Below are 19317 nucleotides of genomic sequence, written 5' to 3'. Positions count from 1 at the left end.
AGGTTTACGCCGCGAGAATTTCGGCGCCTGTGAAATCGAGCGCCGCCCGCGCGGCGCATCGCGGATGAATCCGCTCCTACATCTGTTGCAACGTGCCGAACCTGTAACGCCATGGTTGCCAGCCTTGGCGCATGGCTTGAGCCCTACAGACAAGGCTGACAACCATGGCTTCACAGGCGTGGCCACGTTGCAACAAATGTTGGAGCGGATTCATCCGCGATGCGCCGCGCGGGCGGCGCTCGATTTCACAGGCGCCGAAAATGCAGCGGCATGCACCTGTCCGCTCTCACACAATCCAAACCAGTCACCGTTCGCGCAGCGCCTCGGTGCGGGCCTTGAGCACCGGCTTGAGCAGGTAATCCAGCACGCTTTTCTGCCCGGTGATGATATCCACCGTGGCCACCATCCCGGGGATGATCAGCAACGGCTTGTTGTCCCCGCCCAGGTGGTTCTTCTCGGTTCTCACCTGGATCAGGTAGAACGCATTGCCCTTGTCGTCGGTGACCGTGTCGGCGCTTATCAGCTCCAGCTTGGCCTTGAGCCCGCCGTAGATGGTGTAGTCATAGGCACTGAACTTGACCATTGCCGGTTGCCCCGGGTGCAGGAAGGCCACGTCCTGAGGGCGCACCTTGGCCTCGATCAGCAGGTTGTCCTCGATCGGCACGATCTCCACCAGGTCACTGCCCGGCTGCACCACACCGCCGATGGTGTTGACCTTGAGCAGCTTGACGATGCCGCGCACCGGTGACACCACGGTGGTGCGGTTGACCCGGTCGTCGATGGCGATACTGGTGGCAGTGATCTTGGACAGCTCGGTGCGCTTGTCATTGAGTTCCTTGGCAGCGTCCGAGCGGAAGCCTGCATCGGACTCCTCGATCTTGCTCTTGATCTCGGCAATCGCCGCTTCGGCGCGGGGGATGGCCAGGCTGGTGGCGTTGAGCTGGCCGCGAGCTTCGACGGTGCGTTGCTTGAGGCGCAGGATCTCTACCGGGGAAATGGCGCCCTTGCTCACCAGCGGCGCCGACATGTCGGTTTCCTGCTGCAGCAGTGCCACGGCCGAGCGGTACTGATCGACCTTGGAGCGGAACTCGGCAAGTTCCTGGTTCTTCTGCCGCAGCTGTTCGTTGAGGGTCTGCTTTTCGCTGGCCAGGCGCCGCTGGCGCGAGCCATACAGGGCGATTTCGTCTTCGGCGACCTGGGGCGCCTTGGCGCGCACTTCGTCCGAGAGCACGAACGGGCGCCCTTCGGCTTCTGCCGACAGGCGCTCGACCTGGGCGGTGAGGGCGTAACGGTCAGCCTCGCTTTCGCCTTTGTTGGACTTGAACCGGGTATCGTCCAGGCGCAGCAAGGTGGCGCCTTTCTCGACCATCTGGCCTTCGCGCACGAAGATCTCGGTGACGATGCCACCTTCAAGGTTCTGCACCACCTGCACCTTGCTAGATGGGATCGCCTTGCCTTCACCGACCGTGACTTCGTCGAGCACCGCCAGGCTGGCCCAGGCCAGCGCCACCAGCAGCAACGCTGCGGCCAGCCACACGGTCAGGCGCGAAAGGCGAGGCGAATCCTGCAGGGTGGCGCCTGCCAGTTCCGGCATGTAGTCGCGCTCGGCCCGTTTGTCGGTGCCATGGCTACTGCGAATGTTATGGCTCAAGGACATGGCCTACCTCACTTTTCTCAGTGGCAAGGTGCGGCCCCTGTGGGAGCGGGCTCGCCCGCGAACACCGGCAAAGCCGGTGCCACACACCGCAGTGTCTGCTTCGCGGGCAAGCCCGCTGCCACAGGGTTGAATATGTTGAGTCAAAGGGCCGAGCCGATGCGGCCCTTGCGCAGTGCGTCGACAACCGCATCCTTCGGCCCATCAGCGACGACCTTGCCGTTGTCCAGCACCACCAGCCGGTCCACCAGGCTGAGCATCGAGGTGCGGTGGGTCACCAGCAGCACGGTCTTGCCTGGCACCCAGGCCAGCAGGCGCTGGCGCAGTTGCTCTTCGCTGCTGTTGTCCATGTGGCTGGTCGGCTCGTCGAGGATCAGGATCGGCGGCTCCAGCAGCAGCGCGCGGGCCAGCAGCACGGCCTGGCGCTGGCCGCCGGAAAGCAGCTGGCCGCGCTCGCCCACCGGGCGGTCGAAGCCGTTGGGGTGTTGCCGGGCCAGCTCGCTGACGCCGGTCAGCTCGGCCACTTCGAGCATGCGCGCATCGCTGATATGGCGCGCGCCCAGGGTCAGGTTGTCGCGCAGGCTGCCGGCCAGCAGGGGCAAGTCGTGGGCAACGTAGCCGATCTGGCTGCGCAGGTCGGCGATGTCCAGCTGGCGCAGGTCGAGGTTGTCCAGCAGCACCTGGCCATCGTCGGGGTGGTGGAAGCCCATCAGCAGGCGGCCCAGGGTGCTCTTGCCCGAGCCGCTGCGGCCGATGATGCCGATGCGCTCGCCGGGGGTGATGGCCAGGTTCACGTCCTGCAGCGCCGGGCTGGTCTGCCCCGGGTAGCGGAAGCTGACGTGGCTCAGCGCCAGTGCGCCCTTGAGCGTGGTGTGCTCCAGCGCCTGCTGGTCGAGCTGACGCTCCTGGGGCAGGGCCATCAGCGCGTCGGTGCTGCGCATGGTCAGTTGCGCTTGCTGGTAGCGGGTGATCAGCCCGGCGATCTGGCCGAGTGGGGCGAGCACTCGGCTGCCGAGCATGTAGCTGGCCACCAGCGCACCGACGCTGAGGTTGCCGGCGATGATGCTGTACACACCGGCAACGATGGTGGCCATGCCGCAGAACTGCTGGATGAACAACGTGCCGTTGCTGGCCAGCGACGACAGGTTGCGGGCGTGGGCGTCGAGGCGGGCGATGGCTGCGTTGGTGTGCTCCCACTGGTACTGGCGTTCGCTTTCGGCGCCACAGGCCTTGAGAGTTTCCAGGCCGCCCAGGGTTTCGATCAGCAGGGCCTGGCGCACGGCACCGAGGTTCAGGCTTTTCTGTACGGTGTCGCGCAGGCGGGCCTGGATGATCAGGGCAAAGCCCACTGCCAGCGGGAAGGCGATCAGCGGGATCAGCACCAGCCAGCCGCCAAGCAGGCCGATCACCAGCAGCATCAGGGCCACGAAAGGCAGGTCGATGATGCTGGTCAGGGTGACCGCGGTGAGAAATTCGCGCAGGCCCTGGAAGTCATGGATGCTCTGGGCGAAACCACCGATGGTGGCGGGCTTGGCCTTCATGGCCATGCCGGTGATGCGCTCGAACAGGGTGGCGGAGAGGATCAGGTCGGTCTTCTTGCCGGCCTGGTCCAGCAGGTGGGCGCGGACCATGCGCAGCACCAGCTCGAAGGCGGTGCCGATGAACAGGCCGGCGACCAGCACCCACAAGGTCGACAGCGCCTGGTTGGGTACCACGCGGTCGTAGGTCTGCATGACGAACAACGGCACCATCAGGCCAAGCAGGTTGATCAGCAGGCTGGCCAGCAGGGCGTCGCCGTACAGCCAGCGGGAATGGCGCAGGGTGTCGCGGAACCAGGCGTTGACCCTCGGCAGCAGCGGCGAACGCACGTCTTCCAGGGTATGCCGCGGGCGGGCAAACAGGGCGTGGCCGCTGTAGGCCTGCTGCAGTGCCTCACGTTCGACCCATTGCTCGCCGCCTTCGGCTTCGCAGGGCAGGATCAGTGCCCGGCCGTCATCGCCCCAGCGTTGCAGCACCGCGCTGCGGCCATTGCCAAGCAACAGCAGTACGGGCAGGTTGAGCGCCGAGATGCCATCCAGCGCCCGTTCCAATACCCGCCCTTGCAGGCCGGCACGCGCTGCGGCCCGTGGCAGCAGGTCTGCGCCCAGGCGCTGCTGGGCCAGGGGCAGGCCGCTGCACAGGCTGGCGCGGCTGGCCGGGCGGCCATGCAGCCGGCACAGGATCAGCAGGCCATCGAGCAGTGGGTCATCGACATCCGGGCGCGGCTGCGCACTTTGCATACTGGTCACGATGGCCTACTCCCGCCAGGGTGGATGGGTTGCTGTGCAGGCGATCCGTGCCAGCGCGTGCGATGCTCAGCGCATGTCGGGCAGCCTGGCCTCGGTCCGGACCTCGTTGTTGGCGATAGCCTCCGGTGGTAGCGAAATGCGTTGCTTGCTCAGCAGTTCACCCATGGTCGCCAGCACCCGGTACATCGAGAACTCTTCGGTGTAACGCACTTCGGTGTAGCGGCGGTTGGCGTTGTACAGCTCGTTTTCGCTGTCGAGCACGTCGAGCAGGGTGCGCTGGCCAAGGCCGAACTGGTCCTGGTAGGCCGCACGTACACGCTGGGTGGTTTCCGCGTACTCACGCGCCGTCGGGGTCTGCTTGCGGGCGTTGTTCATGGCGTTCCAGGACAGGCTGAGGTTTTCGGTCAGCTCGCGCAGCGCATTGTTGCGGATGTCCAGGGCCTGGTTGATCTTGTGCGCGTCGGACTGCAGGCGGGCTTTGTCGCTGCCGCCGCGGAACAGGTTGTAGTTGAGTTCTACGCCGGCCTGCCAGTCGTTGTTGCTGTGGCCCTTCTCACCGCCAATGTTGTTGTCGGCACCGGTCGCCAGTACGGCGTCCAGGCGTGGGTAGAAAGGCGACTTGGCCACTTCGTACTGCTGTTCGGCGGCATTGACGTCGGCCTGTGCCGATTTCAGGTACGGGTTGTTCTGGCGCATGCCTTCGCGTGCTTCGTCGAGGGTGCCCGGCACGTCCACCTTGATCGACTGCGGCCCTTCCAGCTCATCGGGCACGCGGCCCACCACGCTGTAGAAATTGGCCTCGGCATCGGCCAGGTCGACTTCGGCCGTGTCCAGGTTGTTTTCCGCCAGGGCGCGACGGGCGCGGGACTGGTCGAGGTCAGCGGTGCTGCCGACGCCGCGTTCGCTGCGCAGGCCGATCTGGTCGTTGACGCGCAGGTGCGCCTGCAGGTTGTTCTTGGCCAGAGTCACCAGTTCACGGCGCTTGAGTACCTCGAGATATACCTCGACGGTACGCAAGGCGACGTCCTGGGCGATGGCCTGGGTGTAGTAGGCGCGAGAGGTCGCCACCGCTTCGGTGCGGCCCACTTCATTGGCGGTGTTGAAGCCGTCGAAGATCATCTGCCGCAGGCGCAGTTCCGACTGTGTGTAGTTCAGGGTTTCCTTGTTGTGGTTGGTCGTGCCGTCCGGGTTGAGGCCCCGGGTATTGAGGTTGTCCGAGCGCTGGCGCCCATAACCTGCCACCAGATCCACGGTCGGGTAGTAACCACCACGGGCGAATTTGACGTCCTCATCGGCCGAAAGCTTGCTGTTGCGGTTGGAGCTGACTTGCGGGTGGTAATCCACGGCACTCTGGATTGCTTCGTTGAGGGACATCGCCTCGACGTTCGTGCATGCCATGGCTACCAGCATTGCACTGGCGAGGGGGGTGAAAACGCGCATGGGGTTACTTCTCCCTGGTCACAAAAAAAGTCCTGCTATTCGCCAAAAAAATGACGAAATTTATAATTCAAACCGTTTCATGTTTGTAACAAGAGCTAAGAACATTTAACGCGCGAGCTAAGAATTTTTTTTCATAACGCCTATGCGAAAAAAAACTTATGCGGTCTAACGAAAGCAAGACATTGTTTCATCCAAGTGAATTCGCGCGCGGTTGCAAGGCGCGGTCTACAAGCACTGCAGCAGGTTCCAGATTATTTTCAGCTAAGGACGCGGAACGGATGGGTGGAAGCAGTATTTGGCGACAAAAAATTGGCATCAAATGATGGCCAACTTACATTATTACTATCGCCAAAGTAGTACCTGAGAGAACGATTCTCACCGTTGAGATATTTCGGACTCCATGCCCACATCTGCCTGCGCAAAGTCATTGGCTGAAGTAGCCGATCAGTAAGGGGAGGCGTTCGCTCATGGCTAAATTAGTCGGTGTGGTCAGCAAGGTGATTGGTCAGGTCTTCGCGGTTGCCGGCGATGGCAGCCGGCGCCCCTTGATCGAAGGCGACCGCCTGTTCGCTGGCGAGCAACTGGAGACGGGAGCTGCGGGGGCCGTGGCGGTCCGCCTGCAGAACGGTGCCGAATTGACCCTGGGCCGCGACAGCAGCCTGGAGATGACGCCGGACCTGCTCGCCAGCCGGGCGCCCCATGGGCAGGGCCACGACGTTGCGCCGAGCGACGCGCAACTGAGTGATGTGGAGCGTATCCAGCAGGCAATTGCAGCTGGCGACGACCCCACCCAAAGCGCTGAGGCAACCGCCGCCGGGTCACACAGCGGGATGGCGTCCGGGGAGCTGGGGGGAGGCCACAGTTTCGTCCTGCTGAATGAAGTCGGTGCGCGTGTCGATCCCCAGGTGGGTTTCCCGACGGCGGGCTTCAATGGCATTCCAGAGTTGGCCAACCGCGAGGTAGGCGGCCTTGACCCGAGCAATGGCAGTTCGCTCAACGGTCGTCCCGTTGGCGGCGGCAACGGCGATTCAGGCACGCCCCCTACAGAGCCTTCCATCCCGACGGTAGACCCCAATCATCCCGTCACCTTGTTGGGGCTGAATATCGCCCCCGGTGAGCTGAGCCTGAACGAGGCGAACCTGCCGTTGGGCTCTGCCAGTGATGCGGCGGCCTTGACCCAGCACGGCAGCTTTACCGTGGTGGCTCAGGACGGTGTGTTCAACCTCAGTGTCGCTGGCATCAACGTGGTGACAGGTGGCGCGGTGACCGGCGTTGGCCAGTCGATCACCACCGGGCTGGGCAACATCCTGACCATTACCGGCTACAACCCGAGCACCGGCGAGGTGAATTACACCTACACGCTCTCCGCATCCGGGCAACATATCGAGAATGATGGGGCCAAGTCGCTGACCGAGCACTTGCCGGTCCTGGTCAGTGACCGCGACGGTGATGTCGCCCAGGGCTCGCTGGATGTCATCATCCACGATGATGCACCCCAGGCATTCGATGATGGCAACGGGGTCACTGCGACTGAGCAGCAGGTCGAACTGACCGGCAATGTGCTGACCAACGACGTGCAAGGCGCCGATCGCGTGGCGGGTGGCCCGGTCATCGCCGGCACCTACACCGGCACCTACGGCACGCTGGTGCTGGCCGCAGACGGCTCCTACACCTACACCCTCAACCCCAACGCCCCGGACTTCAAGAACCTGGGCGGTGGCGGCAATGGGGTGGAGAACTTTACCTACACGATCAAGGACGCCGACGGCGACACCAGCTCGGCGACCCTGACGCTGAACATCAGCAACCTCAACGACCCGGTCACCCTCAATGGCCTGGACGCGCGGGGCGGTGAGCTGACGGTCTACGAAAAGCACCTGAGCGATGGCACCGCGCCGGACGCGGCTGCGCTGACCCAGCAAGGCACCTTCAAGGTTACGGCGCCGGATGGCCTGCAAAGCCTGACGGTTGGTGGCATCTCGGTAGTGACCGGAGGCGTGGCTGCCGGCTTCCCGCAATCGGTGACCACCCCGGAAGGCAACACGCTGACCATCACCGGCTACAACCCGACCACCGGGGTGGTGAGCTACAGCTACACCCTGACCGGCAACGAAAGCCACCCGGACGGTGCCGGCAGCAACAGCATCAGCGAGCACTTCGAGGTAGTCGCCAAAGACGTCGACGGCAGCACCGCCACTGGCAGCCTGGACGTGAACATCGTCGATGATGTGCCGAAGGCAGTGGATGACAGCAACGCTGTCACAGCGACCGAACAACACACAGAATTGACCGGCAATGTGCTGACCAACGACGTGCAAGGCGCCGACCGCGTGACGGGCGGCCCGGTGATCGCCGGCACCTTCACCGGCACTTACGGCACGTTGGTCCTGGCCGCAGACGGCTCCTACACCTACACCCTCAACCCCAACGCCCCGGACTTCAAGAACCTGGGTGGCGGCAGCAATGGGGTGGAGAACTTCACCTACACGATCAAGGACGCCGATGGCGACACCAGCTCGGCGACCCTGACGCTGAACATCAGCAACCTCAACGACCCGGTCACCCTCGATGGCCTGGACGCGCGGGGCGGTGAACTGACGGTCTACGAGAAGCACCTGAGCGACGGCACCGCGCCGGACGCGGCTGCACTGACCCAGCAAGGCACCTTCAAGGTTACGGCGCCGGATGGCCTGCAAAGCCTGACGGTTGGTGGCATCTCGGTAGTGACCGGAGGCGTGGCTGCCGGCTTCCCGCAATCGGTGACCACCCCGGAAGGCAACACGCTGACCATCACCGGCTACAACCCGACCACCGGGGTGGTGAGCTACAGCTACACCCTGACCGGCAACGAAAGCCACCCGGACGGTGCCGGCAGCAACAGCATCAGCGAACACTTCGAGGTGGTCGCCAAAGACGTCGACGGCAGCACCGCCACTGGCAGCCTGGACGTGAACATCGTCGATGATGTGCCGAAGGCAGTGGATGACAGCAACGCTGTCACAGCGACCGAACAACACACAGAATTGACCGGCAATGTACTGAGCAACGACGTGCAAGGCGCCGACCGCGTGGCGGGTGGCCCGGTCATCGCTGGCACCTTCACCGGCACCTACGGCACGCTGGTGCTGGCCGCAGACGGCTCCTACACCTACACCCTCAACCCCAACGCCCCGGACTTCAAGAACCTGGGCGGTGGCGGCAATGGGGTGGAGAACTTCACCTACACGATCAAGGACGCCGACGGCGACACCAGCTCGGCGACCCTGACGCTGAACATCAGCAACCTCAACGACCCTGTCACCCTCGATGGCCTGGACGCGCGGGGCGGCGAGCTGACTGTCTACGAGAAGCACCTGAGCGACGGCACCGCGCCGGACGCGGCTGCACTGACCCAGCAAGGCACCTTCAAGGTTACGGCGCCGGATGGTCTGCAAAGCCTGACGGTTGGTGGCATCTCGGTAGTGACCGGAGGCGTGGCTGCCGGCTTCCCGCAATCGGTGACCACCCCGGAAGGCAACACGCTGACCATCACCGGCTACAACCCGACCACCGGGGTGGTGAGCTACAGCTACACCCTGACCGGCAACGAAAGCCACCCGGACGGTGCCGGCAGCAACAGCATCAGCGAACACTTCGAGGTGGTCGCCAAAGACGTCGACGGCAGCACCGCCACTGGCAGCCTGGACGTGAACATCGTCGATGATGTGCCGCAGGCAGGGGCAGATACCACCAGCGTCGTGGAAGGTGGGACTGTCACGGGCAATGTCCTCTGGAACGACAAGCTGGGCGCAGACCAGGCAGGTACCAGCAATGTCGTGGTCGGTGCACGCGCTGGCTCCGACACCTCGACATCCGCCATCGGCAATCTCAATACCGAGATCTCCGGCCAGTACGGCACATTGACCATCGATGCGGCTGGTAACGCGATCTATCACGCCAACCCGAACGCGGTGCTGCCGCCAGGCGCCAGTGATGTATTCGTCTACACCATTCGTGACACTGACGGCGACGAGAGCACCACGACCATCACGATCAATGTGCAGGACTGCTCGCTCGTCGCTGGACCGGTTGGCGGGGTAACGGTCCACGAAAGTGCGCTGGATGTTCATCAGGACGGCAACGACCTGGCCCCGGGTAGTGTCACCGGCAGCGATCCTGACTCGCCCCGTGAAACCGCGTCTGGCAGCCTGGCGGGCACGGCCAGCGGCGGTGTCGGTGCGCTGACCTACAGCCTGGTGAGCGACGCCACGGGCCAATACGGCCAGCTTCACCTGAACGCCGACGGTACCTACACCTACACCCTGACCTCACCGGCCAACTCGCCGACCCACGCCAATGACGGCCCCAACACCGTCACCGAAACCTTCACCTACCAGGTGAAAGACTCGGTAGGCAACTCGACCACCAGCACCATCGTCATCTCCATCATCGACGACGTGCCGCAAGCCCATAGCGATTTTGTCAGCGTGTACAAGGGCGAGGACGTACGCGGCAACGTGATGTACAACGATGTGGTCGGTGCCGACGTGCGCAGCGATGGCAACTACGTGGTCGGTGTGCGCGCCGGTAGCGATACCAGCACCTCGGCCATCGGCCAGCTGAACAGCCAGGTGAATGGCCAGTACGGCTACCTGACCATCGACGAGAAGGGCAACGCGGTCTACCACTCCAACCCGGACGTGGTGTCGCCGAGAGATGCCGTCGACACTTTCGTCTACACCATCCGCGATGCCGATGGTGACGAAAGCACCACGACCCTGACCATCAACGTGCATGACCCGCGCATCGAAGTGTGCATGGATGGTGGCGTCACGGTGTTCGAAAAAGCCCTGGACCTGAGCAAGGACGGCAGCGACCTCGCCGCAGGCACAGTCACTGGCAGTGACCCCACGTCGCCCCTCGAAACAGCCACTGGCAGCCTGGCCGGCTTGGCTTCTGGCGGGATAGGCGCTTTGTCCTACAGCCTGGTGGGTAATGCTGTCGGCCAGTACGGCCAGATTCATCTCAATGCCGACGGTAGCTACACCTACACCCTGACCTCACCGGCCAATTCGCCGGTGCATGCCAACGACGGTGCCAACACCGTGACGGAGTCCTTTACCTATCAGGTTCAGGACGCTTACGGCCATTCGGCCACCAGCACCATCGTCATCACCATTGTCGACGACGTGCCGCAAGCCCACAGCGATTACACCAGTGTGTACAAGGGGGACGAAGTACGCGGCAATGTGATGTACAACGACGCGGTCGGTGCCGACGTACGCAGCGATGGCAACTACGTGGTCGGTGTGCGCGCCGGTAGCGACACCAGCACCTCGGCCATCGGCCAGCTGAACACTCAGGTGAATGGCCAGTACGGCTACCTGACCATCGACGAGAAGGGCAACGCGGTCTACCACTCCAACCCGGACGTGGTGTCGCCACGGGATGCCGTCGACACCTTCGTCTACACCATCCGCGATGCCGATGGTGACGAAAGCACCACGACAATCACCATCAACGTGCACAACTCGTTGATGGCCTGCGCCGACCGTGATGTCACGGTCTACGAAAACGCCCTGGACCTGCACAAGGACGGCAACGACCTGGCCGCCGGCAGTGTCACCGGCAGCGACCCGGACTCGACCCGTGAAACCGCCACCGGCACCTTGGTCGGTTCTGCCAGCGGCGGTGTCGGTGCGTTGACCTACAGCCTGGTGAGCGATGCCACGGGCCAATACGGCCAGCTTCACCTGAACGCCGACGGTACTTACACCTACACCCTGACCTCACCGGCCAACTCGCCAACCCACGCCAATGACGGCCCCAACACCGTCACCGAAACCTTCACCTACCAGGTGAAAGACTCGGTAGGCAACTCGACCACCAGCACCATCGTCATCTCCATCGTCGACGACGTGCCGCAAGCCCATAGCGATTTTGTCAGCGTGTACAAGGGCGAGGACGTACGCGGCAACGTGATGTACAACGATGTGGTCGGTGCCGACGTGCGCAGCGATGGCAACTACGTGGTCGGTGTGCGCGCCGGTAGCGACACCAGCACCTCGGCCATTGGCCAACTGAACACCCAGGTGAGTGGCCAGTACGGCTACCTGACCATCGACGAGAAGGGCAACGCGGTCTACCACTCCAACCCGGACGTGGTGTCGCCGAGAGATGCCGTCGACACTTTCGTCTACACCATCCGCGATGCCGATGGTGACGAAAGCACCACGACCCTGACCATCAACGTGCATGACCCGCGCATCGAAGTGTGCATGGATGGTGGCGTCACGGTGTTCGAAAAAGCCCTGGACCTGAGCAAGGACGGCAGCGACCTCGCCGCAGGCACAGTTACTGGCAGCGACCCGACATCGCCCCTTGAAACAGCCACTGGCAGCCTGGCCGGCTTGGCTTCTGGCGGGATAGGCGCTTTGTCCTACAGCCTGGTGGGTAATGCAGTCGGCCAGTACGGCCAGATTCATCTCAATGCCGACGGTAGCTACACCTATACCCTGACCTCACCGGCCAATTCGCCGGTGCATGCCAACGACGGTGCCAACACCGTGACGGAGTCCTTTACCTACCAGGTTCAGGACGCTTACGGCCATTCGGCCACCAGTACCATCATCATCTCCATCGTCGACGACGTGCCGCAAGCCCATAGCGATTTTGTCAGCGTGTACAAGGGCGAGGACGTACGCGGCAACGTGATGTACAACGATGTGGTCGGCGCCGACGTGCGCAGCGACGGCAACTACGTGGTCGGTGTGCGCGCCGGTAGCGACACCAGCACCTCGGCGATCGGCCAGCTGAACAGCCAGGTGAATGGCCAGTATGGCTACCTGACCATCGACGAGAAGGGCAACGCGGTCTACCACTCCAACCCGGACGTGGTATCGCCGCGGGATGCCGTCGACACCTTCGTCTACACCATCCGCGATGCCGATGGCGACGAGAGCACCACGACCCTGGCCATCAACGTGCATGACCCAAGGCTCCAGGTTTGCGGGGATCAGGAAGTCACGGTGTACGAGAAAGCGCTGGACCTGCACAAGGACGGCAATGACCTGGCAGCCGGCAGCGTCACGGGCAGTGACCCGGCCTCGACCGGTGAAACGGCGAGCGGCTCGCTGGCAGGCTCCGTTTCCAATGCCGTGGGGGCGCTGACCTTCAGCCTGGTTGGCAACGCTGTCGGCCAGTATGGGCAGATCAGCATCAACCCTGACGGCAGCTACACCTATACGCTGACTTCACCTGCCAATACCCCGGGCGCCGATTCGGCGGTCGAGTATTTCACTTACAAGGCGACCGATTCGCTCGGCCACAGCATCACCAACAACATTGCCATCACCATCGTCGACGATGTGCCCAATGCGGTCTGCGCCGAGCGCAGCATCACGCCGGGCCATCTGGATTCCAACATCCTGTTGGTGATCGATGTGTCCGGCAGCATGGATTCTGCCTCCGGCATACCAGGCCTGACCCGGCTGGACGCGGCCAAACATGCCATCGCTGCGCTGCTCGACAAGTACGACGGCATGGGCGACATCAAGGTGCAGATCGTCACCTTCAGCGGTGGTGCGCAGATCCAGTCGGCGGAGTGGGTCAGCATCGACGTCGCCAAGTCGATCGTCAACGGCCTGCACGCCGGTGGTTCGACCTACTACGACAGTGCGGCCACCGCTGCCCAGGCGGCCTATGCCCAGAATGGCAAGCTGGCGGGTGCGCAGAACGTCAGTTACTTCTTCTCCGATGGCGAGCCCAGCGCCGGGCATGCCATGACCGCTTCCCGCGAAACCAGTTGGGAGACGTTCCTCGACAGCAATGGCATCAAGTCCTACGCCATTGGCCTGGGCAAGGATATCCACGCGGACAACCTGAACCCGTTGGCCTATGACGGCAGCAGCCATACCGACACCAATGCAGTGATCGTCAGCGACTTCAACCAGCTTTATGGCGTGCTGTCGGGTACCGTGCAGGGTTCGCCGATTACCGGCAGCCTCCTCAGTGATGGCACTTTCGGTGCCGATGGCGGCTTCATCAAGGCTCTGCTGGTCGACGGCATCACCTACACCTACGACCCGAAAGCCAACGCGGGGCAGGGTGGGTATTCGGCCAGTGGTGGCGCAGACAATGCCAGCTTCGACACCACGGGCAACACACTCACCATCAAGACCAACCTGGGCGGCAGCCTGCTGGTGAACATGGACAGCGGCGAGTTCACCTACACGCCACCCAATGGCAATGGCAGCAGCCCGCCCGAGCGTTTCGGCTTCACGGTCAGCGACAATGACGGCGATACCAGCAGTGCCGACCTGCTGATAATGATCAATGGCAACCATGCACCGGTGGCGGTGGCTGACCATGTAATCACCAACATCACCGGCGCCAGTATCACCTTGCCGTCCGAAGTGCTGCTGGCCAATGACAGTGATCTCGACAACGACCATTTGAGTGCGGCGCCGATCACCGTGAACACCAACTTTGCCGACAAGGGGGCCGGCTTCACCCTCGGCACTAGCGTCCCGAACATCACCTTCGATGGCCATGGCAATTCGCTCGACAACCAGTTCAAGGCCCTGGAGCGCAGCGCCTTCACCACTGCTGCTGGCAGCATGACCGCAGCGCTGGTGGTGCTCGGCTACCTCGGTGACATCAACAGCAGTCATGCCAATGCCGAGGATGTGATTACCGTCAGCCTGCGCAAGGGCGAGACCCTTCACCTGGACCATGACCGCCCCGACGGCAACGTAGGCCTTGAGTGGAAGGATGCCAACGGCAGCTATCAGCCCATTGCCGATGGCGGCAGCTTCACCGCCAGCCATGACGGGGTGTACAGCATCCATGTGGTCAACCAGATCAACCCCTCGGACAACAGCAAGGCCGCCGAAAACTACAAGCTGAGCATGGTGGTGGACTACAGCAACGCCGTGAATGACGTGCATCAGGCCAGCTACACGGTCACCGATGGCCATGGCGGCAGTGCTGCTGGCGCGGTGGATATCACTTACCAGGCCGGCAGCACCTTGAACGGCACGGCAGGCGATGATGTGTTGATGGCAAGCAATGCCGACACCATCCTCAACGGTGGTGACGGCCATGATGTGCTGGTAGGCGGTGCGGGCAATGACACCCTGCACGGGGGCAATGGCGATGACCTGCTGATCGGCGGCCTTGGCAACGACCTGCTAGATGGCGGCGCGGGCAACGATACCGCCAGCTATGCCTCGGCCACCGCAGGTGTGACGGTCGACCTCAGCCTGCACGGCCCACAGAATACCGGTGCCGCAGGCATCGACACCTTGATCAGCATCGAGAACCTGATCGGCTCCGATTACAACGACACCTTGATCGGCGATGCCGGCGACAACACGCTTAGCGGTGGCCGGGGCAACGATGTGCTCAAGGGCGGTGATGGCAATGACATCCTCATCGGCGGGCCAGGTGACGACATCATGACCGGTGGCAACGGCAACGACACTTTCGTCTGGCAGAAGGGCGACACCGGGCATGACACGGTGACTGATTTCACTCCGGGCAGCGACCGTCTGGACCTGTCGCAACTGCTGCAGGGCGAGAATGCCACTTCGGCCTCGCTGGATGACTACCTGCACTTCAAGGTCAGCGGCAGCGGCACCAATGTGGTCTCGACCATCGAAGTCAGCAGCGTGGCGGGTGCGGCGCCGACCCAGACCATCGACCTGGCCGGGGTCGACCTGGCCCAGCATTACGGGGTGACGGCAGGGGCGGGCGGGGTGATTTCGGCGGGGCATGATACTGCGACCATCATCAACGGGATGATCAATGACCATTCGTTGAAGGTGGATACGGTCTGATCAGCCTGTGCCGCCCTCTTCGCGGCTAAAGCCGCTCCTACAGATACTTCGCAGCCCTTGAGAGCTGCAGAGTACCTGTAGGAGCGGCTTTAGCCGCGAAGAGGGCGGCACAGGCGATAGCAGGGGTCAGCCCGATCGGCGCAAGGTCTTCTGCTTGAGGATGTACAGGCTGACCAGCACTGCACTGGTCAGCATGAAGGCCCTGGCCCAGAACAGTGGTACCAGGTAGCAGGACAGGCCGATGCTCGCCCACATCAGGCCGATGGCGTAGACCTTGCCCTTGAGTGGAATACCCTCGCCACTCAGGTAGTCACGGATCCACGGCCCAAGCTTGGGATGGTTGACCAGCCAATCGTGAAAGCGCGGCGAGCTGCGCGCGAAGCAGGCCGCAGCCAGCAGCAGGAACGGGGTGGTGGGCAACACCGGCAGGAAGATCCCCAGCACCCCCAGCGCAACGCTGAGCCAGCCGACGGCCAGCAGCAGGTAGCGCACGGCCGACTCAGTGGTGGCGTGGCTTGAGCAGCGCCGGCTTCTCTTCTGGAGCGTGCAGCAGCAGGAACAGCGCGCTCAGCGCTTCCGGGATCTGCACGATCATGTCGTCCTGCAGGTTGGCGTTGCTGGCGATGTCGGCGAACTCAGGCTGTTCGTCGAACAGGCCGGAACCGACCATGATCGGCAGCAGCATTTCGCTGACTTCTTCTTCGGCGTTCTCGAACCAGGCCTCTTCACGCAGGAACACGCCCTCCATGAAGCCGATGCACCAGCCGCGCAGGTCGGAATCGTCCGGCTCGTCGGTCAGGTCAAGGTCGCATGGCAGGTCGAATTCTTCGTCGCTGGCCAGTTGGCGGGCGATGTGGCCTTTGAGGGCTACCAGCGTCGCTTCGATCTCGGTGCGCTGGGCATCGCTGGCGTAATGGGGCTCTTCGGCGAACAGCGCGTCGATCCATTCACGCTCGGGAACGACTTCCGAGCAGATCGACAGCGCGGTCAGGTAGCCGTGTGCGGCGACGTAGTCCAGCGCTTCTTCGTGCAGCTCGTCGGCGTCGAGGAAGGCTTGCAGGCGGGTCAGTTGCTCGGCGAAGGACATTACAGGGCTACCTTGGGGAATAAACGATAGTGAATTCTAGCACCTTGCGGCGGCAGCGGGGCAAAGGGAACGTCTGTCACCGGGCATCCTGTGCGGGCCAGCACTGCGGTATACTCCGCCGTTTTTCATCCAGGTGCGGGATTTCCCGTCCATCTGGCAAAAGCCGCTTACGCTTTTGGCGTGTGCGGGGCGGGTTTTTCGTCCAGCCTGTGTCCAGGATGGTACGGCGATTTGTGGAGTTGCACATGCTCGAACAGGCTCAGCGCGTTCTCAAGGATATCTTCGGTTACGACAGTTTCCGTGGGCGCCAGGCAGCGATCATCGAATGCGTGGCCAATGGCGGCGATGCCTTGGTGCTGATGCCTACCGGTGGCGGCAAGTCCCTGTGCTTCCAGGTGCCTGGTTTGTTGCGCCCGGGCCTGACGGTGGTGGTGTCGCCGCTGATCGCGCTGATGGACGACCAGGTCGCCACCCTCGATGAACTCGGCGTCGCCGCGGCGGCGCTGAACTCCACGCTTAGCCCGGAGCAGCAGCGCGACCTGGCCGGGCGCTTGCGCCGGGGCGAGGTGAAGATGCTCTACCTGGCGCCGGAGCGCCTGGTACAGCCACGCATGCTGGACTTCCTGCGCGATCTCGACATCTCGCTGTTCGCCATCGACGAAGCGCACTGTGTATCGCAATGGGGCCATGACTTCCGCCCGGAGTACCTGCAGCTGGGGCAACTGGCCGAGCTGTTCCCGCACGTGCCGCGTATCGCCCTGACCGCGACCGCCGACATGCGTACCCGCGAGGAGATCGTCCAGCGCTTGCACCTGCAGGGCGCCGAGCGCTTCCTGTCGAGTTTCGACCGGCCGAACATCTTCTATCGCATCGTGCCAAAGGAGTCGCCACGCAAGCAGCTGATGGCCTTCCTCGGCGAGCGCCGTGGCAATGCCGGCATCGTCTACTGCCTGTCGCGCAAGAAGGTCGATGAAACCGCCGCGTTCCTTTGCGAGCAAGGCTTCCCGGCGCTGCCGTACCACGCCGGCCTGGCCGCGGAGACCCGTGCGGCCAACCAGCACCGCTTCCTCAATGAGGAGGGGCTGATCATGGTCGCCACCATTGCCTTCGGCATGGGCATCGACAAGCCCAACGTGCGCTTCGTGGCCCACCTCGACCTGCCCAAGTCGCTCGAGGCCTATTACCAGGAAACCGGGCGTGCCGGCCGTGACGGGTTGCCGTCGGATGCCTGGATGGCCTACGGCCTGCAGGACATGGTGATGCTCAAGCAGATGCTGCAGAACTCCGAAGGTGACGAGCGCCACAAACGCATCGAGCAGCACAAGCTCGACGCCATGCTGGCCCTGTGCGAAGAAACCCGCTGCCGCCGTCAGTCGCTGCTGGCCTATTTCGATGAAACCCTTGAGCAGCCCTGCGGCCACTGCGACAACTGCGTCGACCAGATCCAGACCTGGGACGCCACCGAGCCTGCCCGCCAGGCGTTGTCGGCTGTGTTCCGCACCGGCCAACGCTATGGCGTAGGCCACCTGGTCGACGTGCTGCTGGGCAAGGACACCGAGAAGGTGCGCAACTTTGGCCACGAGAAGCTTTCGGTGTTCGGTGTCGGCAAGAACCTGGCCGAGGCCGAATGGCGTTCGCTGTTCCGCCAGCTGGTGGCGCGCGGCCTGGTCGACATCGACCTGGAAGGCTACGGTGGCCTGCGCCTGTCCGACAGCTGCCGGCCACTGCTGCGCGGCGAGGTGAACCTGCAGCTGCGCCGCGACCTCAAGCCACAGACCGTGGCCAAGGCGGCCTCCAGCGGCGGCAGCCCGGCCAGCCAACTGGTGCGCGCCGAAGAGCGCGAACTGTGGGAGGCGCTGCGCACCTTGCGGCGCAAGCTGGCTGAAGAGCACAGCGTGCCGCCCTATGTCATCTTCCCCGACTCCACCCTGCTGGAAATGCTCCGCAGCCAGCCGACCAGCCTCAGCGACATGGCCCAGGTCAGCGGCGTGGGTGCGCGCAAGCTGGAGCGCTATGGCCAGGCCTTCCTCGAAGTGCTCAACGGCGCCGGTGGCACCGAGGAGGCGCCGAAGGTGGTGCTCGACCTGCGCCACGAACTGGTCAGCCTGGCCCGTGCCGGCATGACCCCGGCGCAGATCGCCGGGCAGCTCAACTGCAGTGAGAAGAACGTCTACAGCCTGTTGGCCGAGGCCCTTGGGCGCCAGGAGCTGAGCCTGGAGCAAGCGCTGGACCTGCCGGAAGACCTGATGATGGAAGTGCAGGATGCCTTCCTCGACGGCGAAGGCGAGCTGCCGCCGGTGTCGGCGATTGCGCCGTTGTTCGGCGCCCGGGTGCCAGAAGGCGTGCTGTACTGCATACGTGCGGCACTGGCGGCGGAGTTCGAGCTCTGATGGGCGGCATTTCTGTCAACTGCTGATGTTTGTCATCCTTTTTGACGATTATCGGGTGTTTCCGGGGCGGGCAGCCTTGCCTGATCCCCCGGAGCATGGTTAGCTGACTAACAATTAGTTCTAGTCTATTGAGTTGCTTATGCCCCTGACCGACAACCAACACCGCTTCGGCATGCAGCTGGCGCAGATGTCCCGCGGCTGGCGCGCCGAGCTGGATCGCCGCCTGGCCGGGCTGAACCTGTCCCAGGCGCGCTGGCTGGTGTTGTTGCACCTGGCCCGTTTCGAAGAAGCGCCCACCCAGCGCGAGCTGGCGCAGAGCGTGGGCGTTGAAGGCCCGACCCTGGCGCGTCTGCTCGACAGCCTGGAAAGCCAGGGCCTGGTGCGCCGCCAGGCGGTGCTGGAGGATCGGCGGGCGAAGAAAATCCTGCTGTGCCCACCGGCCAAGCCGCTGATCGAGCAGATCGAAACCATTGCCAACGCCCTGCGCCTGGAGCTGTTCACGGGCGTGGATGAGGCGGATCTGGAAGTGTGCATGCGGGTGCATGCCAAGATCCTCGGCAACCTGGAAAAGTCCTGATCCCTCCGGGGGCTGCTTCGCAGCCCTTTCCGACCGGTCCGGCGCCCCGGCGAGGCCGCTCCT

Annotated in this window: 8 protein-coding genes; 3 read left to right on the top strand and 5 right to left on the bottom strand. The window is 63.5% G+C overall.

Going from position 1 to position 19317, the window contains the following annotated elements; all coding sequences use genetic code 11:
* Window positions 1–304 precede the first annotated feature (304 nt).
* The 3 genes from BUQ73_RS19040 to BUQ73_RS19030 form a co-directional block, all read right to left on the bottom strand.
* Window positions 305–1657 (bottom strand): HlyD family type I secretion periplasmic adaptor subunit, encoded by a 1353-nt coding sequence (locus BUQ73_RS19040; protein ID WP_079229232.1) that lies wholly within the window; start codon window positions 1655–1657, stop codon window positions 305–307.
* A gap of 140 nt (window positions 1658–1797) precedes the next feature.
* A complete protein-coding gene (locus BUQ73_RS19035) occupies window positions 1798–3933 on the bottom strand; it encodes a type I secretion system permease/ATPase (protein ID WP_152031635.1) in 2136 nt (711 codons plus the stop codon).
* A gap of 75 nt (window positions 3934–4008) precedes the next feature.
* Window positions 4009–5382 carry a TolC family outer membrane protein gene (locus tag BUQ73_RS19030; protein ID WP_079229230.1) on the bottom strand — a complete coding sequence of 458 codons (1374 nt, stop codon included), beginning with the start codon at window positions 5380–5382 and terminating at the stop codon, window positions 4009–4011.
* 467 nt (window positions 5383–5849) lie between these two features.
* On the opposite strand from BUQ73_RS19030, the gene BUQ73_RS19025 reads away from it, so the two are divergent.
* Window positions 5850–15200 carry a retention module-containing protein gene (locus BUQ73_RS19025; protein WP_079229229.1) on the top strand — a complete coding sequence of 3117 codons (9351 nt, stop codon included), beginning with the start codon at window positions 5850–5852 and terminating at the stop codon, window positions 15198–15200.
* 126 nt (window positions 15201–15326) lie between these two features.
* Here the strand turns inward: BUQ73_RS19025 and BUQ73_RS19020 are convergent, their stop codons facing one another.
* Entirely contained in the window at window positions 15327–15692 is a 366-nt protein-coding gene (locus BUQ73_RS19020; RefSeq protein ID WP_079229228.1) for a YbaN family protein, read from the bottom strand.
* Between the two features lie 7 nt (window positions 15693–15699).
* Window positions 15700–16287, bottom strand: coding sequence for a YecA family protein (locus tag BUQ73_RS19015; protein ID WP_027921055.1), 588 nt, complete (start codon window positions 16285–16287; stop codon window positions 15700–15702).
* Between the two features lie 245 nt (window positions 16288–16532).
* Between BUQ73_RS19015 and recQ the strand changes: the two genes are divergently transcribed.
* Window positions 16533–18677: a DNA helicase RecQ gene (recQ, locus tag BUQ73_RS19005; RefSeq protein WP_079229226.1), complete on the top strand. Its 2145-nt coding sequence runs from the start codon at window positions 16533–16535 to the stop codon at window positions 18675–18677.
* A gap of 139 nt (window positions 18678–18816) precedes the next feature.
* Window positions 18817–19254: a MarR family transcriptional regulator gene (locus BUQ73_RS19000; protein ID WP_079229225.1), complete on the top strand. Its 438-nt coding sequence runs from the start codon at window positions 18817–18819 to the stop codon at window positions 19252–19254.
* Window positions 19255–19317 lie beyond the last annotated feature (63 nt).

This window comes from Pseudomonas putida (assembly GCF_002025705.1).
GTDB lineage: Bacteria > Pseudomonadota > Gammaproteobacteria > Pseudomonadales > Pseudomonadaceae > Aquipseudomonas > Aquipseudomonas putida_J.
This window is presented reverse-complemented; position numbering and strand designations above follow the sequence as displayed.